Annotated in this window: 13 protein-coding genes; 5 read left to right on the top strand and 8 right to left on the bottom strand. The window is 69.4% G+C overall.

Annotated features, from left to right (window positions below):
- Nucleotides 1–692 precede the first annotated feature (692 nt).
- The 3 genes from CU254_RS31990 to CU254_RS32000 form a co-directional block, all read right to left on the bottom strand.
- Nucleotides 693–1160 carry a DUF4262 domain-containing protein gene (locus CU254_RS31990; protein ID WP_009082819.1) on the bottom strand — a complete coding sequence of 156 codons (468 nt, stop codon included), beginning with the start codon at nucleotides 1158–1160 and terminating at the stop codon, nucleotides 693–695.
- 70 nt (nucleotides 1161–1230) lie between these two features.
- Entirely contained in the window at nucleotides 1231–2286 is a 1056-nt protein-coding gene (locus tag CU254_RS31995; RefSeq protein WP_009082822.1) for a tartrate dehydrogenase, read from the bottom strand.
- Nucleotides 2283–3746: an NAD-dependent succinate-semialdehyde dehydrogenase gene (locus CU254_RS32000; RefSeq protein ID WP_009082823.1), complete on the bottom strand. Its 1464-nt coding sequence runs from the start codon at nucleotides 3744–3746 to the stop codon at nucleotides 2283–2285. Before CU254_RS32000 ends, CU254_RS31995 begins: the two co-directional genes overlap by 4 nt.
- 93 nt (nucleotides 3747–3839) lie before the next feature.
- On the opposite strand from CU254_RS32000, the gene CU254_RS32005 reads away from it, so the two are divergent.
- From CU254_RS32005 to CU254_RS32020, 4 genes are all read left to right on the top strand, one after another.
- Entirely contained in the window at nucleotides 3840–5096 is a 1257-nt protein-coding gene (locus CU254_RS32005) for an aspartate aminotransferase family protein (protein WP_037715489.1), read from the top strand.
- 3 nt (nucleotides 5097–5099) lie between these two features.
- Nucleotides 5100–5600: a DUF3830 family protein gene (locus tag CU254_RS32010; RefSeq protein WP_009082826.1), complete on the top strand. Its 501-nt coding sequence runs from the start codon at nucleotides 5100–5102 to the stop codon at nucleotides 5598–5600.
- Nucleotides 5601–6379: 779 nt separating this feature from the next.
- Entirely contained in the window at nucleotides 6380–7765 is a 1386-nt protein-coding gene (locus tag CU254_RS32015) for an FAD-binding oxidoreductase (RefSeq protein ID WP_009082828.1), read from the top strand.
- Nucleotides 7766–7770: 5 nt separating this feature from the next.
- Nucleotides 7771–9333, top strand: a complete 1563-nt coding sequence (locus tag CU254_RS32020; RefSeq protein WP_009082830.1) for an acetolactate synthase large subunit — start codon at nucleotides 7771–7773, stop codon at nucleotides 9331–9333.
- Between the two features lie 7 nt (nucleotides 9334–9340).
- Here the strand turns inward: CU254_RS32020 and CU254_RS32025 are convergent, their stop codons facing one another.
- Together CU254_RS32025 and CU254_RS32030 are read right to left on the bottom strand one after the other, a co-directional pair.
- Nucleotides 9341–10819 carry an MFS transporter gene (locus tag CU254_RS32025; protein ID WP_286157083.1) on the bottom strand — a complete coding sequence of 493 codons (1479 nt, stop codon included), beginning with the start codon at nucleotides 10817–10819 and terminating at the stop codon, nucleotides 9341–9343.
- Nucleotides 10820–10863: 44 nt separating this feature from the next.
- A complete protein-coding gene (locus CU254_RS32030; protein WP_009082834.1) occupies nucleotides 10864–11337 on the bottom strand; it encodes a DUF3761 domain-containing protein in 474 nt (157 codons plus the stop codon).
- 113 nt (nucleotides 11338–11450) lie between these two features.
- On the opposite strand from CU254_RS32030, the gene CU254_RS32035 reads away from it, so the two are divergent.
- Nucleotides 11451–12932: a DUF4157 domain-containing protein gene (locus tag CU254_RS32035; protein WP_009082836.1), complete on the top strand. Its 1482-nt coding sequence runs from the start codon at nucleotides 11451–11453 to the stop codon at nucleotides 12930–12932.
- Between the two features lie 12 nt (nucleotides 12933–12944).
- On the opposite strand, the gene CU254_RS32040 is transcribed toward CU254_RS32035, so the two are convergent.
- The 3 genes from CU254_RS32040 to CU254_RS32050 form a co-directional block, all read right to left on the bottom strand.
- Nucleotides 12945–15758 (bottom strand): hypothetical protein, encoded by a 2814-nt coding sequence (locus CU254_RS32040; RefSeq protein WP_009082837.1) that lies wholly within the window; start codon nucleotides 15756–15758, stop codon nucleotides 12945–12947.
- Between the two features lie 208 nt (nucleotides 15759–15966).
- Entirely contained in the window at nucleotides 15967–16413 is a 447-nt protein-coding gene (locus tag CU254_RS32045) for an SRPBCC family protein (RefSeq protein ID WP_009082839.1), read from the bottom strand.
- A 73-nt stretch (nucleotides 16414–16486) separates the two neighbouring features.
- Complete coding sequence (locus CU254_RS32050) at nucleotides 16487–18658, bottom strand: 3-hydroxyacyl-CoA dehydrogenase NAD-binding domain-containing protein (protein WP_037715491.1); 2172 nt, start codon at nucleotides 18656–18658, stop codon at nucleotides 16487–16489.
- Between the last annotated feature and the right edge of the window lie 7 nt (nucleotides 18659–18665).

Here is an 18665-nt window from a genome sequence, read left to right on the forward strand (position 1 = left end):
GAGAGCCGCGCCTGCCCTATGGCGACCCGGGTGCCTCCGCGCTTGCCCCAGCCCGCGGCTCCCGCGGTGGCGGGAACCGCGCCGTGGTCCGTTTCTCGCGGGAGAACTGGTGCAGCACCGGCAGTCCGAACGCTATTTGGCCGGGTTCGACGGCTTCACCTCCGACCGCGTGCTCGAAATAGGAAGCGCCCTCCCAGAACAGAACCTCTCTTTCGCCGGACTCGCCTTCCTGCTGGCCGACCCGTACAGCACTCATTTTGCTACCGGCCACGAAACCCGAGCCGAAGGTGCGACTGGCCAACGTGAGCAGCAGCAACGGAATGGCCGAATCCTCGTTGAGGTCCCGATCGCTCGACACTGGCGTGACAGTGAGCCCGCCGGTGAATCGAGTGTCGAGTTCCAGCCGCTCCACCGCGGTGAACAGAGGCCCTCTAGCACGCCGCCCGCGCGTTCGATCGTCTTGGCGGACGCCAGGTTCTCCCTCGCGCGCACCAAGAGCACCCGAGGCAAGTCCAGCCGCTCGGCCTCGTCCGACGCGGACAAGCCGAAACCGTCCTCGGACAAGCCCGGGCCCCATTCGCGGTGTGCTTCCAGCCAGGCGCGGTGCAGGCGGACGGTGGGGGCCCGCAGTTCTGGCATTCTTCGACCCTACCGGCCACCAGCCCAGAAAAACCTGGCACAGCAAGAGAAACTTACGCATGCCGCACCCCCAGCACGGGCTGTCCGCCGCGGCCGGAGTTGTACTGCGGCGACCACGGGAACCAGCCCGCGGGATCGGCGTAAACCAGCTGCCGGGCTTCGATTCCCGTGCCATAGCAGCACACCGCGATATCCAGATGCGCCGCGGGAGCGCTGAGCTGGACGATTTCCACCCGCGGCAACCGGGGCAGCAGCCACTGTTCCCCGGGCACCGGCGGGCCGGTGTGCAGCGACTGTCCGGCCGCGGCGTTGAGCAGCGGAACCGCTTGGTGCGGCAGCAATCCGGTGACGACCAGCTCGGGCAAGCCCTGCGCGGTCAGCCCCGCGGTGTACGCCCAGGACGGCCGGGAACCCGTTCCCAGCACGCCCTGGACGCACCAGCCGTTCTCCCTGATCTCGTCGAGCACCTCGATCAGGTACTGCTCCTCCGGTCTGTCCGGTTCCTCGCACCTCTGGCACATCGGCGCCCTCCTCCCCTCGGGACCCGTCGGCGGGTCAGGGAAGAGTCAACCGCGCGGCACCGACAAAAAATCAGCGGAGCGAAGCGGCCACCGCGGCGCCGAGCGCGGTTGTGGTAGCGGTTCCGCCGAGGTCGGGGGTGAGGGCTTCGCCCGCGGTCAGCACCTCGTCGACCGAGGCGCGGATCGCCTGTGCGGCAACGGTTTCCCCGAGGTGGTCGAGCAGCATCGCCGCGGCGAGGATCTGCGCGACCGGGTTCGCGATGCCCTGTCCGGCGATGTCCGGGGCACTCCCGTGGACCGCCTCGAACATCGACGGGAACTCACCTGATGGGTTGATGTTTCCGGACGGTGCCATGCCCAGTCCGCCGGTGATCGCGGCCGCGAGGTCGCTCAGGATGTCGCCGAAGAGGTTCGACGCCACCACCACGTCGAGCCGGTCGGGAGCCTGCACCATCCGCGCGGCGAGAGCGTCCACATGGCACTGTTCCGCGCGCACGTCCGGGTACTGGGCCGCGACTTCGGCGAAAATCTCGTCCCAGTACGGCATCGAGTGGATCAGCCCGTTCGACTTCGTCGCCGAGGTGACGTGCTGAGAACGCGTGCGCGCCAGCTCGAAGGCGTACCGGATGATCCGTTCCACCCCGACCCGCGTGAACACCGACTCCTGCAGCACGAACTCGTCCGGCCGCCCGGCGTTGTGCCGTCCGCCGATCTCCGAGTACTCGCCCTCGGAGTTCTCCCGGACGATCACCATTTCCAGCTCGTCGGCCTTCCGCCCGGCCAGCACCGACGACGTCCCCGGCAGCAGCCGCACCGGCCGCAGGTTGACGTACTGCTGGAACGCCCGCCGCAACGGGATCAGCAGGCCCCACAGCGAAACGTGGTCCGCGACGCCGGGGAAGCCGACCGCGCCGAGCAGGATGCCGTCGAAGCCCGACAGCTGCACGACGCCGTCCTCCGGCATCATCGCGCCGGTCTTGGTGTACCGCTCGCAGCTCCAGTCGAATTCGGTCCACTCCAAGGAGAATCCGTACTTCTCCGCGGCCGCGTCGAGGACCCGGCGCGCTTCGATCGTGACGTCGACCCCGATCCCGTCGCCCGGGATGCTCGCAATCCGGTGTGTCACAGGCTCACCGCGATGTACTTGGTCTCCAGGAACTCGTCGATGCCGACCGTGCCGCCCTCGCGGCCGAGACCGGACTGCTTGACGCCGCCGAACGGAGCCGCCGGGTTGGACACGATGCCCTGGTTGAGGCCGATCATCCCGGCCTCCAAACGTTCCGAGACCCGCAGCGCGCGCTTCAGGTCGCTGGTGAACAGGTAGGACACCAGGCCGAATTCGGTGTCGTTGGCCTTCTCGACCGCCTCGTCCTCGGTGTCGAACGGCGTGATCGGCGCGACCGGGCCGAAGATTTCCTCGCTGGCCAGCCGGGCGTCCACCGGCACATCGGTGAGCACCGTCGCCGGGTAGAAATGCCCCGGACCGTCGACCCGCGAGCCGCCGGTGAGCACCCGCGCGCCCTTGTCCGTGGCGTCCTTGACCAGTTCGGTCACCTTCTTCACCGCGGCCTCGTCGATGAGCGGGCCGACCACGACGCCCTCGTCGGTGCCGCGGCCCATCGGCAGCGCCTGCATCCGCTCGGTGAGCCGGCGCGAGAACTCCTCGGCCACGCCGCGCTGCACGTAGAACCGGTTGGCGGCGGTGCACGCCTCGCCGATGTTGCGCATCTTCGCCTGCATCGCACCCTCGACCGCGGCGTCCAGGTCCGCGTCGTCGAACACGACGAACGGCGCGTTGCCACCCAGTTCCATCGACGTGCGCAGCACCTTCTCCGCGCACTGCTCCAGCAGCTTGCGCCCGACCGCGGTCGAACCGGTGAAGGACAGCTTGCGCGCGCGTCCGTCGCGGATCAGCGGCTCCATCACGCCGCCCGCGTCCTTGGTGGTGACGACGTTCAGCACGCCCTCGGGCAGTCCGGCGTCGGCGAGGATCTGGGTGAGCGCGAGCATCGACAGCGGCGTCTGCGCGGCGGGCTTGATCACCATCGTGCAGCCGGCGGCGACGGCCGGGCCGATCTTGCGCGTGCCCATCGCCATCGGGAAGTTCCACGGCGTGATGAGCAGCGTCGGACCCACCGGCTGGCGGGTGATCAGGAACCGGCCGTTGCCGTTCGGGGCCACCGCGTAGCCGCCGTCGATCCGCACCGCTTCCTCGGCGAACCAGCGGAAGAACTCGGCGGCGTAAGTGATTTCCCCGGCGGCCTCGGCCAGCGGCTTGCCCATCTCCAGGGTCATCAGCAGCGCCAGCTCGTCACGGCGCTCGATGAGCTTGTCGTACGCGCGGCGCAGGATCTCGCCGCGCTCCCGAGGGGCGACCGCGGCCCAGTCGGCCTGCGCCGCGACCGCCGCGTCGAGCGCCGCGAGACCGTCTTCCGGCCCGGCGTCCGCGACCTGGCACAGCACCTCGCCGGTGGAGGGGTCCTGCACGTCGAAGGTCTTTCCGCTGCGCGCGGAGACCCACTTGCCGCCGATGAAGAGTTCCTTGCCGACCGCGTCCACGACGCCGTTCTCGGTGATCCCGCTCATCCAGCTCGCTCCTGTTCCTGTTGTCCCGAACTCATGCTATGGATATTGTCAACAATCGACAACCGTCTCCACCCGCACCCAGGAGGGCGCCGCATGGCCCAGCTTTCCCCGCTGCTCAAGCAGGCAACGCCCGTCGTCGTCGACCACGGTGAAGGGGTTTACCTCTACGACGTGGACGGGAAACGTCACCTCGACTTCACCGCGGGCATCGGGGTGACCAGCACCGGGCACTGCCACCCCCGCGTGGTCGAGGCCGCGCGCGAGCAGATCGGCAAGCTCGTGCACGGCCAGTACACGACGGTGATGCACCAGCCGCTGCTCGAACTGACCCGCAAGCTCGGCGACGTGCTGCCGTCCGGGCTCGATTCGCTCTTCTACGCGAACTCCGGCAGCGAGGCCGTCGAGGCGGCGCTGCGACTGGCCCGGCAGGCGACGAAACGGCCGAACGTCATCGTGTTCCAGGGCGGTTTCCACGGCCGCACGGTCGCCGCCGCGACCATGACCACCTCCGGCACCCGGTTCAGCGCGGGCATCTCGCCGCTGATGTCCGGCGTGCACGTCGCGCCGTTCCCGTACGCCTACCACTACGGCTGGGACGAGGAGACGGCGACGAAATTCGCGCTGCGCGAGCTGGACTATCTCTTCCAGACCGTCTCCGCGCCGAGCGAGACGGCCGCGTTCTTCATCGAGCCGGTGCTCGGCGAGGGCGGCTACGTCCCGGCCAACACCGAGTTCATGGCCGGGCTGCGCGAGCGCGCCGACCGGCACGGCATCCTGCTGGTGCTCGACGAGGTCCAGGCCGGATTCGGCCGCACCGGCAAGTTCTGGGGCCACGACCACTTCGACGTCCACCCGGACGTCGTGCTGATCGCGAAGGGCCTCGCCAGCGGCTTCCCGCTGTCCGGCATCGCCGCTTCGGAAGAGCTGATGGCGAAGGCGTACCCGGGTTCGCAAGGCGGCACGTACGGCGGCAACGCGGTGTCGTGCGCAGCGGCGATCGCGACCCTCGATGTCATTCAGGACGAAGGCTTGGTCGAGAACGCCGCGGAGCGCGGCCGTCAGCTTCTCGAAGGCGCGCGCGTCATCGCGGACAAGACGCCCGCTATCGGCGACGTACGCGGCCTCGGGCTTCTCGTGGGCACAGAGTTCACGACGGCGGACGGTGAACCGGACACGGCCACCGCGCAGGCCGCCCAGCAAGCAGCCGCGAAGAACGGACTGCTGCTGCTCACCTGTGGCGCGTACTCGAACGTCGTGCGCATGGTGCCGCCGCTGGTCGTCAACGCGGAACAGGTCGACGACGCGCTGCGCATCTGGGGCGAGGTCGTCTCGTCGGTCACGGGGAGCTGAGGCATGGCGCGCTACATCACCATCAGTCTCGACAAGCGCGGCGTCACCTGCCGCGCCCGGCTGCTCGACGACGAAGCACCGCGCACCTGCAAGGCGGTCTGGGACGCGCTGCCGCAAAGCGGTTCGGCCTACCACGCGAAGTACGCGCGCAACGAGGTCTACACGCTCGTGCCGCCCTTCGCCGAGCCCAAACCGGGGCGCGAAAACCCGACCATCACCCCGATTCCCGGCGACGTCGTCTACTTCGGATTCGAGGCGTGGGAAATCGGCAATCCGGCGTACGGCTACGACGAGGGCAGCGAGGCGCACAGCGACCAGGGCGCCACGGATCTCGCGATTTTCTACGGCCGCAACAACCTCCTGATCAACGGCGACGCGGGCTGGGTCCCCGGCAACGTGTTCGCGACGATCGAGGAAGGCCTGTCCGAGATGGCCGCGGCCGCGCAGGACCTGTGGCTGCGCGGCGTGGAAGGCGAAACGCTGTCGTTCGCGCGCGCTGACTGACTGTCGCCGCAAGGGCCGGTTCCTCCACCGCGGAGGGGCCGGCCCTTTTCGCTGCCTGATCGGGCCAGATCGTCCCGCCAGAGTGAAGCCGGGTTAACCCTCCGCGATCATGAACGCGGGCCGGGATTCGCTGCCGGACAAGGGATCCAGGCTAGATGATCACCCGGTGGCGTGAACCTCGGCAATTCACCAATCGTGGCTTCGCATTCACCGGTTCGAGGGGCCACGCCGCCCGGTTGCCGCAGTGCGCGTCTGCTACCGAGGGTGATCGGAGCCGAGGTTCGCTACGAACCGTGGCGAAGAGTCCACAGTGCACCCCCGGCGACAAACCCGAAAGCCTTACATGTTTAACATGGGAAGATTCCCCGGCCGCCGATCCCTTGCCAGCACAGGGAAAACCGCGCTTTGACACCGCGAGCCCGCCGGTGGAAATCTGCGTTCGCTCCTCGCGAGAGCACCAAGAAAGAACAATCCGAACAAGGAGCCCCTCAATGCAGATGTTCACCCAGCACGTGCACCACGGCCACGACCTGATCTCGGGTCTGCTCGCGCACCTGGCGCACGTGCTCGGCTGGCTCGTCTGACCGGCACCGAGGATTAACCCAGGGGCCGGCCTGTTGGCGCGGGCCGGTCCCTGCTTGGGTTCCCGCCACCGAAGCCACGCGCGCGGCGTGGCTTTTTTCGTGCCCGCGTCGGCTAACGTGAAAACTATTCATGGCCAGTCCCGCACCAGAACGGCTAGGCTGCGGCCACGAAGCACGCGCGCACGAGGGAGTGGCATGAGCGAGATCGCAACACGGCTGGCAGGGGCCGTCGGAGCGGGGAACCTGCTGACCGGTGACGCGATTTCCGACGACTACGCGCACGACGAGGCGCTCAGCACGCCCGGCCAGAAACCCGCGTACGTCGCGAAGCCGGCCACGGCCGAAGAGGTCTCCGAGCTGCTGAAGATCGCCGCCGCCGAGGGCATCCCGGTGACCGCGCGCGGGTCCGGCAGCGGACTGTCCGCCGCGGCGCGGCCGGTCGAGGGCGGGCTGCTCGTCTCGTTCGAGCGGATGAACTCGGTGCTCGAAATCGACACCGGCAACCACGTCGCCGTCGTCCAGCCGGGCGTCACGCTGGCCGAGCTCGACGCGAAGACCGCCGAACACGGCCTCACCTACCCCGTCTATCCCGGCGAGCTGAGCGCGAGCGTCGGCGGCACCGTCGGCACCAACGCCGGCGGCATGCGCGCGATCCGCTACGGCATCACCCGCGGCAACGTCTCCGGCCTGCAGGCGGTGCTCGCGACCGGCGAGATCGTCCGCGTCGGCGGCCGGATGTCGAAAATCTCCAGCGGCTACGACCTCACCCAGCTGATCATCGGCTCGGAGGGCACGCTCGCGCTGGTGACCGAGGTGATCGTGAAGCTGCAGCCGCGGCTGCCGCACGGCGCGACCGTGCTCGCCCCGTTCGACGATTTCGAGCAGGTGATGGCGGCCGTGCCGAAGATCGCCGCGAGCGGTCTCGCCCCGCAGATCCTCGAGTACATCGACAACATGACGATGGCCGCGATGGTCTACAACGACAAGCTCGAACTGGGCGTCCCGGAGGAAATCCGTGACCGGACCCAGGCGTATCTGGCGGTGGCGCTGGAAAACCGGGTGGCCGACCGGCTCGGCGAGGACGTCGAAGCGCTCGGCGAACTGCTGGTCGAACTCGGCGCGACCGACGCGTACGTCCTCGAAGGCAATGCCGCGCGCAAGCTCATCGAAGCCCGCGAAAAAGCCTTCTGGAACGCCAAAGCCGCGGGTGCGGACGACGTCATCGACGTGGTGGTGCCGCGGACCGCGATGCCGCAGTTCCTGGCCAAAGCCCGCGAGCTGGCGATGGCGGCCGGCGGCGGCGCGATCGGCTGCGGGCACGCCGGCGACGGCAACGTCCACCTGGCGATCTTCTGCAAAGACCCGGACACGCGCTCGCAGCTGCTGACCGACATTTTCGGCTGCGCCTACGAACTCGGCGGCGCGATCTCCGGCGAGCACGGCCTCGGCCGCACCAAAACCAAGTACTACGCCAAACTCGAGGACCCGGCGAAGCTCGATCTGCTGCGCCGGGTCAAGGAAAGCTTCGACCCGGCCGGGATCCTGAACCCCGGCGTTCTGTTCGCGCAAACCGGAAAGTGAGCACAGTGAGCACGCTCAACGGCGCCCAGTCCCTCATCCGCACGCTCGTCGACAGCGGGGTCGACGTGTGCTTCTCCAACCCCGGCACGTCGGAGATGCACTTCGTCGCCGCCCTCGATTCGGTGCCGGAGATGCGCGGCGTGCTCGCGCTCTTCGAGGGCGTGGTGACCGGTGCCGCGGACGGATACGCGCGGATCGCCGGCAAGCCCGCCGCGACGCTGCTGCACCTCGGCCCGGGGCTCGGGAACGGCCTGGCGAACCTGCACAACGCGCGGCGCGCGCACACGCCGGTGGTCAACGTGATCGGTGACCACGCCACCTATCACAAGCAGTACGACGCCCCGCTGGAGTCGGACATCGACGCCATCGCGGGCTCGCTCGAAGGCTGGGTGCGCCGGTCCGGGCACACGAAGGACGTCGGCGCGGACGCCGCGGCGGCGGTCGCGGCCGCACAGGACGCGCCGGGCCGGGTCGCGACGCTGATCCTGCCCGCCGACGCGTCGTGGGGCGAGGGCGGCGAAACGTGCGAGCCGATTCCGCCGCGCGTGCCGCAGACGGTCGACGCGACGACCGTGCAGAGGATCGCGGACTTGCTGCGCAGCGGCGAGCCGGTCGCGTTGCTGATCGGCGGATCCGCTTGCCGCGAAACAGGTTTGCGCGCGGCCAGCCGGATCGCGGCCGCGACCGGGGTGAAGGTGCTCGCCGAAACGTTCCCGGCGCGGCTGGAGCGCGGTGCCGGCCTGCCCAACATCGAACGGCTGGGCTACCTCGCCGAGCAGGCCAAATACCAGCTGGACGGGATCAAGCACCTGATCGTCGCGGGCACGAAGGCCCCGGTGTCGTTCTTCGCCTACCCCGGCATGCCGAGCGAGCTGACCCCGGAAGGCGCGGACGTCCACGTCCTCGCGAACGTCGGCCAGGACGTCCCGGCCGCGCTGGAAGCGGTCGCCGCGCTGGTGGCCGCGGACACCGAACCGGTCCTGCAGGAGGCCGGACGGCCGGAGCTGCCGAGCGGTCCGCTCACCGTGCAGAACTGGGTCGACGTGATCGGCGCGCTGCTGCCGGAGAACGCGATCATCGTGGACGAGGCGAACACCTCCGGTCTCCTGCTCCCCGCCGCGACCGCGGGCGCGCCGCGGCACGACGTGCTGACCCTGACCGGCGGGGCGATCGGCTACGGCATGCCGGTGGCGGTCGGCGCGGCGATCGCGGCTCCGCGACGGCCGGTGATTAATCTCGAATCCGACGGCAGCGCGATGTACACGATCTCCGCGCTGTGGACGCAAGCGCGCGAGAACCTCGACGTGACCACGGTGGTGCTCAACAACAACGCGTACGCGATCCTGCGGATGGAACTGCAGCGCGTCGGGGCGTCCGGAGACGGGCCGAAGGCGAAGGACCTGCTGGACATCGGCCGTCCGGACCTGGATTTCGTGAAGATCGCCGAGGGCATGGGCATTCCGGCGACCCGGGCGACGACAGCGGAGGAGCTGGCCGAGCAGTTCCGGCGCGCGGTCGCCGAACCGGGACCGCACCTGATCGACGCGACCGTTCCGCCGCTGCTCTGACGAGGCTCTAGACGCGGGCGAGTTCCGGGCTGGCGGCACGGAACCGCGGCACCACCGCGGTCAACGCCAGCCCGGCCACCGCCGCCGCCGCGGCGACCGCGAACGTGGCGCGGAACCCCGCGAGCGACGGCACGGTGAACGAGCCGACGGTGATCGTCAGGTGCGCGAGCATCGTGGCCATCACCGCGCTGGACGTCGAGGTGCCGACGGACCGCATGAGCGAGTTGAGCCCGTTCGCCGACGCGGTTTCGGTGACCGGCACCGCGCTCATGATCAGCGCGGGCATCGCGGCGTAAGCGATGCCGACGCCGGCTCCGATGAGCACCGACGCGATGATCAGCTCGACCGCGTTGTCCATCAGGAAAATCGCGAAAAGATAGCCGACCGCGATCACGATCGCGCCGGTCATGAGCGTGACGCGCGCGCCGTAACGGTTGGTCAGCCGCGCGGAGACCGGGGACAGCGCCATCATCACCAAGCCGTTCGGCGCGAGGCACAGACCGGCTTCCACCATGCTGAGCCCGAGGCCGTACCCGGTCACCGAAGGAGCCTGCAGCAACTGGGGAAACGACAAGGACATCGCGTACATCGCGAAGCCGACGAGAACCGACGCGAGGTTCGTGAACAGCACCGGCCGCCGAGCCGAAACGCGCAGATCGACCAGCGGGTCCCGACGACGCAGCTGGTACCAGCCCCAGGCCGCGAGAACGACCACGGCGGTCGCGGCGAACCCGAGCGTCGCCGGGCTGCCCCAGCCCCACGAGGCGCCCTTCACGATCGGCAGCAACAGGCTGGTGAGGCCGACGATCAACCCCAGCGTGCCCAGGAAATCGAACGGCGCGGGTGTGCGGATGGGCGATTCCGGGACGAACCGCAGGATCAGCAGCCCACAGCCGAGCCCGAGCCCGGCCGCACCCCAGAACAGGACGTGCCAGTCCGCGTGCTCGGCCACGATCGCCGCGACCGGCAACCCGATCGCGCCGCCGACCCCGAGCGTCGCGCTCATCAGCGAAATCGCGCCGCTGACGCGTTCCGGCGGCAGTTCGTCGCGCATGATGCTGATCCCGAGCGGGATGACGCCCATTGCGCAGCCCTGCAGCCCGCGGCCGACGATCATCAGCGCCAGCGAACTGGTCAGCGCCGAGACCACGGATCCGGCGATCAGCACCGCCAGGCTGATCAGGAGCACGCGGCGCTTGCCGTAAAGATCGCCGAGCCGCCCGGCGACCGGGGTGCATACCGCCGCCGCGAGCAGCGTGACGGTGACGACCCACGACGCGTCCGTCGGCGTGGTCTGCAGCAGTCTCGGGAACGCCGGGATCAACGGGATGACCAGCGTCTGCATGAACGAAGCCACCAGCCCGCACGAGGCGAGCACCACGATGATCGGCCCCGAACCCGCCCGCGCCACCGCGTCCCCCGTCCCGTATGCCGTACCGGATTCGCACGCTACCGGGTGCGGAGGGAGGAACGGGCGGTTCGTGATCGATCCGACTTACCGGGATGGCCCGGATGGCCCAACCGCCGGGGCTACAGCCACTGTTTGACGCCGCCGTGGTGCGAGCAGGTGCCGGAACGGTGCTGGCTGTAGCTGTACGTGCCGTCGTTGCACTGCGCGGTCGCGCCGGAGGGATTCGAGTCCGGGCGGTGGACGCAGTTTCCGGAGGAGTTGCGGTAGTAGTCGGTGCCGCACTCGGCCGGGCCGGGATCCGGCGCGGCCTGGTTCGGCACGTCGGCCTTCGGCGTCGTGATCCGCGGGGCGGTCTGGGTCTTCGGCGCTGGTTTGGGCTTGGCCGCCGTGGTCGGCGCGACGAGCGGGGCGACCGGCTGTGTGGTCACCGGGACCGCGATCGAGGTCGGCGGAGTCGCCGGTGCGCTGTAGCTCGTCGTATGCGGCGGCGAATACTCGCTCGTCACCCCAGACGGCGCGCTCCCGGTCGGCACCGCTCCGCACCCGGCGACCAGAACGCCCGCGACCAATGCCATCCCCAGTTTCCGCAGCACGCGGCACCTCCTCGCGATCCAATGCGAGAGAAGGGTCGACAGCGAACGGAAAATCGTTACAACGGGCCCATCGGTGACGAACCGGTGACGGCGACCGGGCACCATCCCGGCTCATGGCCGAACCCGTATTCGCCGACCGGCTCCCGACGGGCAAGTCCGGGACGCGGGGGCGCGCGGCGACCGAATTCGTCGTCGGCGCCACCGACGACCCCGCGGAGCACGAAGCGCACCACCTCGCCGGGCAACTGGCGTCGGACGAGCACCCGACCTCGCCCGGGCCGCGTCCCCGCCCGACCGGGTCCGGCGAGCGGCTCGACAACCGGGCACAGGCCAACGTGACCGAAACCCTCGCCGCTCCGGGCCAGCCGCTCGACCCGGAAACCCGCGGCGCCTTCGAAACCAAGCTCGGCCGCGACTTTTCCACCGTGCGGGTGCACAACGGTCCCGCAGCCGCCGATTCGGCCCGCGCCTTGAACGCGAGCGCCTACACCGTCGGCGACGCGATCGTGTTCGGAGCAGGCAGGTACGAGCCGCGCTCCCCGGCCGGGCGGCACCTCCTCGCGCACGAACTCGCCCACGTCGCCCAGCAAACCGGAGCGCCCGCGCGAGTGATCCGGCGGGCACCGCCCGTCCCGCCGCCTCCGCCGCCGCTCGTCCTCGGCGCGACCAGCACGAACGCGGCGACGGAAACCCTTTATCACTACGGAGATCTGGAAGGCGCGAGCGTCTTCATGTCCTCGCCGGGCTATCCCCGCCTCACCGATTGCGATATCGCGGCTTCGGTCGAGGAAGCGGCCAGGTACACCGGAACGCCGGTCCGCGACACTGTCCGCTTCAAGTACGAGCTGAAGATCGATCGGGAGTACTTCGCCCGGCATTTCAAGAACGTCGCGACCCGCGCGGGCGGCTATTCCGAATTCGGGACCGATCAACCGATTCCGGTGAAGTACTTCCGGAAGGTCGCGACGCTGTTGCGCGGTCCCTCCGGCTCGCCGCCGGTGACCGGCGGCGGAGCGGGAGGCGGCGCGACCGGCGGCGGTATCGCGGGGCAGAAGGCCCTTCCCCAATCAGGATCGGCTGCGGAAGGGGCGTTGTCCAAGGCACCAGGCACCGCCGGGCCAGGCGTCGAAGGCGCGGCGGAAGGCGCGGCAACCGGCGTCGCGACCAGGTCCGTCCTGCTGGCCGGCCTGCGGTTCCTGACCGGCGCGGCGATCGGGGCGGCGATCGGCGTGCTCGTCGGGCTCGCCTACGCGGCGGTCACACGCAAGCTCATCGCCGGCGACATCGAACTCGCCCTCCAGACCATTCCCGCGGACCGGCAGCAGCGGATCCAAGCCCGCGTCGACGCGCTCCCCGCCGGGAAACGCAAATTCGCGAGAATCACCCTGGACTACACCATGTTCCGCTCCACCCTCGGGTTTCTCGGCGGCCCGGACGCGTACAAATTCGGCAGCATGCGCCTCGTCGGCGTGCACCCGGGCAACGAGGAACTCGACTTCCCCGCAAGCGTCACGGAAACGCCCGGACAGACGTATCCGGTACTGGCCACCCGCGAGATCATCGTCCGCATCAGCTACACCGCGCCGATCGACTGACCGCCGCGCGGCTCAGCCGTCCGCCGGACACCAGGAGTCCGGAGCCCGGGCGACCGACTTCCCGCAGAAGCCCTGCAGTTCCGGATCGACCTCGCCGCCCTGGACGCGGAGTACCGCGAGCGGTTTGTCCTGCGGGACGTGCCTGCCGATGTCTCCGCCGTAGTCGATCGTCCCGCTGACGCCCTCGATGTATTTGTTGGTCTGGTTGGCATCCGGCCGCGAGGTGTGGATCGCGGCGATCTCGCGCCAGACCGCACCGGGCGTGACCGGGATTTTCGAGGACGTCTCGCGCAGGTACGCGGTCGCGGTGATCATCACCAGCGCGGCGTCGTAGGACAGCGCGGCGTGCCCGTCGAACGAGCGACCTTTTTCGGTGTGCTCGAAGGCGAACTTGGCGTTGAGCGTGGCGTAGAAGTCTCGCGCGAGGCCTTTCGCGGGCGTCGCCGGGGCGCTCGCGAGCGCCAGATAGTAGTACGACAGCGCGCGATTGCGTTCCCGCGCAACGGAATCCGCGACATAGCGGGAGACGTCGTCGTCTCCGATGATCGTGGCTGTGCTGCCGCACTGCGCGGCTCCGGCGAGGAAGGCGCCAAAGTCGGGCACACCGCGGCCAGCGAAGAACGCGAAGCCGTCGTAGGAGCAGCTGTCCCGCCCGGCCGCGCCTGCGTTGCCCACGGTCCGGTCGCCGTTCCGCACGTGGGCGGGCTGACCGGCCGCCCCTCCGTCCGGATCGAAGGCGCGGGCTTCGACGGCAAATCCCCTTGCCTTGAACGACGCCAGCGCATCGTCGCGGAGGTTCGTGCTGTAGAAATCGGCGTCGTCGTCGGCGTAGTAGACGCGGAGCGAGCGAGGACCGGGACGCTGGACGGCGAAGGACGCGGCCACCGCGGCTTCCCGGCGGTTTTGCGGCGCGACCTGGAAGTAGATCGGATTCTGGTCCGCGAGCTGATCGGCGGTAAGCGTCGCGGCGACCACCGGGATGCCCGCGTCGCCGAGCGCGCGGATCGTGTCGGCGGTCGGCTCGCTGCTCATGTCGAGCCCGACCACTCCGACGATGCTCGGATCCTGTTTCGCCATCTCCAGCAGCGTCCGCGCGACCGCCGCGCCTTGGAGCATTCCCTTGCCGCCGTTGGCGATCAGCATGCGCACGATCGGTTCGGCCGCGGCGGTCGCGTCGAGCTGCCGCGACTGGGCGACCGCGAAGCCTTCCAGCGATTCCCGTTCCGCGGTGAGTCCTTCGGCGGTGCCGTTCGACGACGTGAGCGCCTCCAGGTCGACCAGCGTGATGTACGGCCGCTCCGGATGCTGCTGGTGCAGTTCCTCGGCGCGCCGGTTCTGGTCCGCGATCACCGCTTCGACCTGCTGGATCGTCCCTTCCCTGTCGACCGGGGAAAACAGCGTGAAGGTGCCGTCGGAGACCCCGACGCACTGGTCGTCCGCCCAGGCCAGCCATTCGCTCGAGGTGCCGCAGTGACTGTCCAAAACGGACTGATAGCGGACGACGGCGAACCCGGCGACCAGCGCGAGCACCACCGCGGGCACCCCGGCCCGGACCCAGCGCGTCGTCCACCACGCGGCCCGCCCGCGTCCGCCGGACAGGTCGTAATGGTCGCCGAGGGTCAGCATTCGCTTGCGCACCTCGGTTTTTTCGGTCTCGGTCTGCGGCGCGTCGAGGCCGATCGGCAGGTACCACGCGGTCGGGCGGCGGGCGCGGCGGTCGGCGCTGAGCCGGTTCTGCCACACCCGATACGCGCCGGCGGCTTCGGCGGCGTGGTACTTCGGCCGGTCCTCGCTCGGCTCGGCATCCGGGGGCGGCGCCTGGCTCGCGCTCACCACGAGCAGCGGATCGAAGAGACCGACCTGGTTGCGGACCTCGTTGATCAGCTCCAGCAGCCGGTACCCGCCGTTGGCCGGGCCGACCTCGTCGAGCAGCAGCACCGGATACGTCATCCGGCGCCGCCGCCAGAACTGCCACGGCCGCAGCCGGTACTCGCGCCGCAGGTCCTCCAGGAACGCGTTGACCAGCAGCCGCGCGACGTACTGCGGCGACTCCTTCTGCCATTCGCCGTCGGTGAGCCGCATCGCGAAGCGCACGAAGCTGCCGGACATCTCCGGCGCGAGGTGCGGCTGGCGCAGGAACCAGCGATACCGCCCGGACAGCCCCGGAACTCGTCCGGTGACGGCGATCCGGAAGGTCGCGAACGTCAGCAAACGCAGAAGCAGCAACGGAAGCCGCCACGCCGGATGCTGCGGCACCAGCTCGCGGCTGACGCTGTCGATGGCCGAGCGGAAGCGCACCAGCAGGCCGTTCTCCTGCAGTTCGCGCAGCAGGATCCGCTCGGGATCGGTTTCGCCGTCCGGGAATTTCTTCGCCATGAGCTGGTCGACCAGCGTGAACAACCGGAACCGCAACCGGCTTTCGCGCGTGCGGGAACTGCGGACGAGCGTGTTGCGGACGCGCCACAGAATGTCGCGCACCACCTCGACGCTCGCCTCGGTCGCCTTGCCCGGAGCGTCGAGGTCCGGCCGGTCGGCCAGCGAAAGGTAGACGGAACGGACAGTGCCCGCCGGTTTCGCGTTCTGCAGCCGCGAACCCAGCTCCTCGAGCACCCCCTCGCGCGCGTCTCCCACGAGGCACACCATGGGAAGCCCGCGCCGCCCGGCGCGCTCCCGGTGATATCCGGGACGCCATTCCCCGTCGTCCCGCAATTCCCGCGGCCGGTCGCCGACACGGGGCCGCTGATAAAGCGCCCCGACAAGCTTGACAAGCCGATCCGCGCCAGCGAACGCGAGCTGCTCCCCCGCGACGGCCACCGTCTGGTCCATGCCGAAGTATCCCACGCGGCCTCCGGGAGGGGTCCCGGAATTATGCCGACACGGCAACGGTTTCCGGTTTCCCGGACGCGGCGTGCGGCCGTTCGGGCGGCACGGGTTCAGCCGTTCGCCGGATGCTTGGTTGCGCTGAGCCACCTCGCCCTTGATCACCGCATGGCAGCTACGAAAAACGTAGAATCGACACTCAAAAAATGGCGAATTAATTGCGCGCGAGGCGCGCGATCGTTCCCAGCATTCTCCGCATGCCGAGGACGTGGCCGCCGCTCCCGATGACGAGCAAGCGGTACCCAGCCCCGAACACGCCGGGAAACCGAGCCCGGCTCTCGGCGCGAACCAGCGTCTGTCCCTCCGGACCGGGTTCGAGCCGGAAAGTGAGGCGGTACTCGGAAAACCGATGCCGTCCGGCCAGCGCGAGCAGCCTCGGCGGTTCGGCGGCGGCGACCCGGAACCCGGGAACGGTCGAGCCCTCGGCGAGCGGGCGGGGACCAGCGGCCTTCAAATCGGCCGCGCCGACCGCCCAGGCGTAGCCAGTGGCCAATCGGCCGGAGAACCGTTCGACGACCTGGTTCACCGCACGCCAGGTTGTCTCGGCATCAGCGGGCACGACGATCCGATGCTCGTCCAAGAACGGCAGCTGTTCCGTCATCGGCACCTCCGCGAAAAAGCGGGGCCGCCCCGGTAGAATCCCCGGAGCGGCCCCGCCAGCACACCGTCGAACCTTATTCGTAGATCTCGCCCTTGGCGGCCTTCTCCACGAGCGACTGCGGCGGCTCGAAGTGGCTGCCGTAGCGCGCGGCCAGTTCGCGGGCGCGGTCCACGAAGCCCTGCAGGCCGCCCTCGTACTGGTTGATGTACTGGATCACGCCGCCGGTCCACGGCGGGAAGCCGATGCCGAAGATGGACCCGATGTTGGCGTCCGCGACCGAGGTCAGGACGCCCTCGTCGAAGCACTTCACCGTTTCCAGCGCCTCGGCGAAGAGCATGCGCTCCTTGAGGTCCTCGAACGGCACGTCCGCCGAACCCGAGTTGAACGCCTCGCGCAGGCCCGGCCACAGACCGGTGCGCTTGCCGTTCTCGTCGTACTCGTAGAAGCCCGCACCCGTGGAACGGCCCTTGCGGTCGTACTTGTCGAGCATCGTGTCGATGACGGCCTCGGACGCGTGCGGCGTCCAGGTGCCGCCCTCGGCCTCGATCGCGGCGCGGGTCTCCGCGCGGATCTTGCGCGGCAGCGTCAGGGTCAGCTCGTCCATCAGCTGCAGCGGCGGCGCCGGGTAGCCGGCCTGCGAACCCGCCTGCTCGATCGACGCCGGCTCGACGCCTTCGCCCAGCGCGGCGACCGCCTCGTTGATGAAGGTGCCGATGACCCGCGACGTGAAGAAGCCGCGGCTGTCGTTGACGACGATCGGGGTCTTGCGGATCTGCAGCGTGTAGTCGAAGACCTTCGCCAGCGTGGCGGGCGACGTCTTCTGGCCGCAGATGATCTCGACCAGCGGCATCTTGTCCACCGGCGAGAAGAAGTGGATCCCGATGAAGTCCTCGGTCCGCTGCACGCCCTCGGCGAGGGTGGTGATCGGCAGCGTCGAGGTGTTGGAACCCAGCACCGCGTCCGCGTTGACGATGTTCTCGATCTCGCCGAACACCTTGTGCTTCAGCTCGACGCTCTCGAACACGGCCTCGATGACGAAGTCGACGCCCGCGAAGTCGGCCGGGTCGGCGGTCGGCTTGATCCGCGCCAGCAGCGCGTCCGACTTCTCCTGCGTGGTCTTGCCGCGCGAGAGCGCCTTCTCCTCGAGCTTGACCGCGTAGCCCTTGCCCTTCTCGGCCGCCTCCTGCGAGACGTCCTTGAGGACCACGTCGATGCCCGCCTTCGCGGACACGTAGGCGATCGCGGCGCCCATCATCCCGGCGCCGAGCACGCCGACCTTCTTGGCGGTGAACTTCTCGAACCCGTCCGGACGCGAACCGCCGGAGTTGATCGTCTGCAGGTCGAAGAAGAACGCCTTGGTCATGTTCTTCGAGACCTGCCCGATGGCCAGGCTCACGAAGTAGCGCGTCTCGACCAGGATCGCGGTGTCGAAGTCGACCTGCGAACCCTCGATCGCGGCGGCGAGGATCGCGCGCGGCGCGGGCATCGGCGCGCCCTTGAGCTGCTTGCGCAGGTTCGCCGGGAACGCGGGCAGGTTCGCCGCGAAGCTCGGGTTCGACGGGGTGCCGCCCGGGATCTTGTATCCCTTGACGTCCCACGGCTGCACACCGCCCTCGGGGTTGGCCTTGATCCACGCCTTCGCGGCGGGCACCAGCTCGTCGACGGTGTCCACGACCTCGTGCACCAGGCCCACTTCGAGCGCCTTGCGCGGCTTCATCCGCTGGCCCTGCAGCAGCACGTTCAGCAGCGCGCTCTGGATGCCGAGCAGCCGCACGGTGCGGACCACGCCGCCGCCGCCGGGCAGCAGGCCCAGGGTGACCTCGGGCAGGCCGATCTGGCTGCCCTTCACGTCGGCCGCGATGCGGTGGTGCGTCGCGAGCGCGAGTTCGAGGCCGCCGCCGAGCGCCGCGCCGTTGATGGCCGCGACGACCGGCTTGCCGAGCTGCTCGAGCCGGCGCATGTGGCCCTTCATCGCGGTGCTGGACGCGGTGATCTCGGCCGCGTGCTCCGGCTTCGCCTGGATCAGGTCGCGCAGGTCGCCGCCGGCGAAGAAGGTCTTCTTCGCCGAGGTGAGCACGACACCGGTGATGTCGTCCTTCTCGGCTTCGAGCCGGTCCACGGTCGCGGCGAGCGACTCGCGGAAGGCCTGGTTCATCGTGTTCGCCGACTGGTCCGGGTCGTCCAGGGTCAGCGTGACGATGCCGTCGGAATCCTTGTCCCAGCGGATGGTCTTGCTCTCGGTCATCAGGTCC

This window comes from Amycolatopsis sp. AA4, from assembly GCF_002796545.1.
GTDB lineage: Bacteria > Actinomycetota > Actinomycetes > Mycobacteriales > Pseudonocardiaceae > Amycolatopsis.

Excerpts from the sequence above, each read along its gene's own strand:
- CU254_RS32035 (WP_009082836.1), top strand. The coding sequence starts at position 11,451 with ATGGCCGAACCCGTATTCGCCGACCGGCTCCCGACGGGCAAGTCCGGG.
- CU254_RS32005 (WP_037715489.1), top strand. The coding sequence starts at position 3,840 with ATGGCCCAGCTTTCCCCGCTGCTCAAGCAGGCAACGCCCGTCGTCGTC.
- CU254_RS32010 (WP_009082826.1), top strand. The coding sequence starts at position 5,100 with ATGGCGCGCTACATCACCATCAGTCTCGACAAGCGCGGCGTCACCTGC.
- CU254_RS32000 (WP_009082823.1), bottom strand. The coding sequence starts at position 3,746 with ATGAGCGGGATCACCGAGAACGGCGTCGTGGACGCGGTCGGCAAGGAA.
- CU254_RS32050 (WP_037715491.1), bottom strand. The coding sequence starts at position 18,658 with ATGACCGAGAGCAAGACCATCCGCTGGGACAAGGATTCCGACGGCATC.
- CU254_RS32015 (WP_009082828.1), top strand. The coding sequence starts at position 6,380 with ATGAGCGAGATCGCAACACGGCTGGCAGGGGCCGTCGGAGCGGGGAAC.
- CU254_RS32045 (WP_009082839.1), bottom strand. The coding sequence starts at position 16,413 with ATGACGGAACAGCTGCCGTTCTTGGACGAGCATCGGATCGTCGTGCCC.
- CU254_RS32040 (WP_009082837.1), bottom strand. The coding sequence starts at position 15,758 with ATGGACCAGACGGTGGCCGTCGCGGGGGAGCAGCTCGCGTTCGCTGGC.
- CU254_RS31990 (WP_009082819.1), bottom strand. The coding sequence starts at position 1,160 with ATGTGCCAGAGGTGCGAGGAACCGGACAGACCGGAGGAGCAGTACCTG.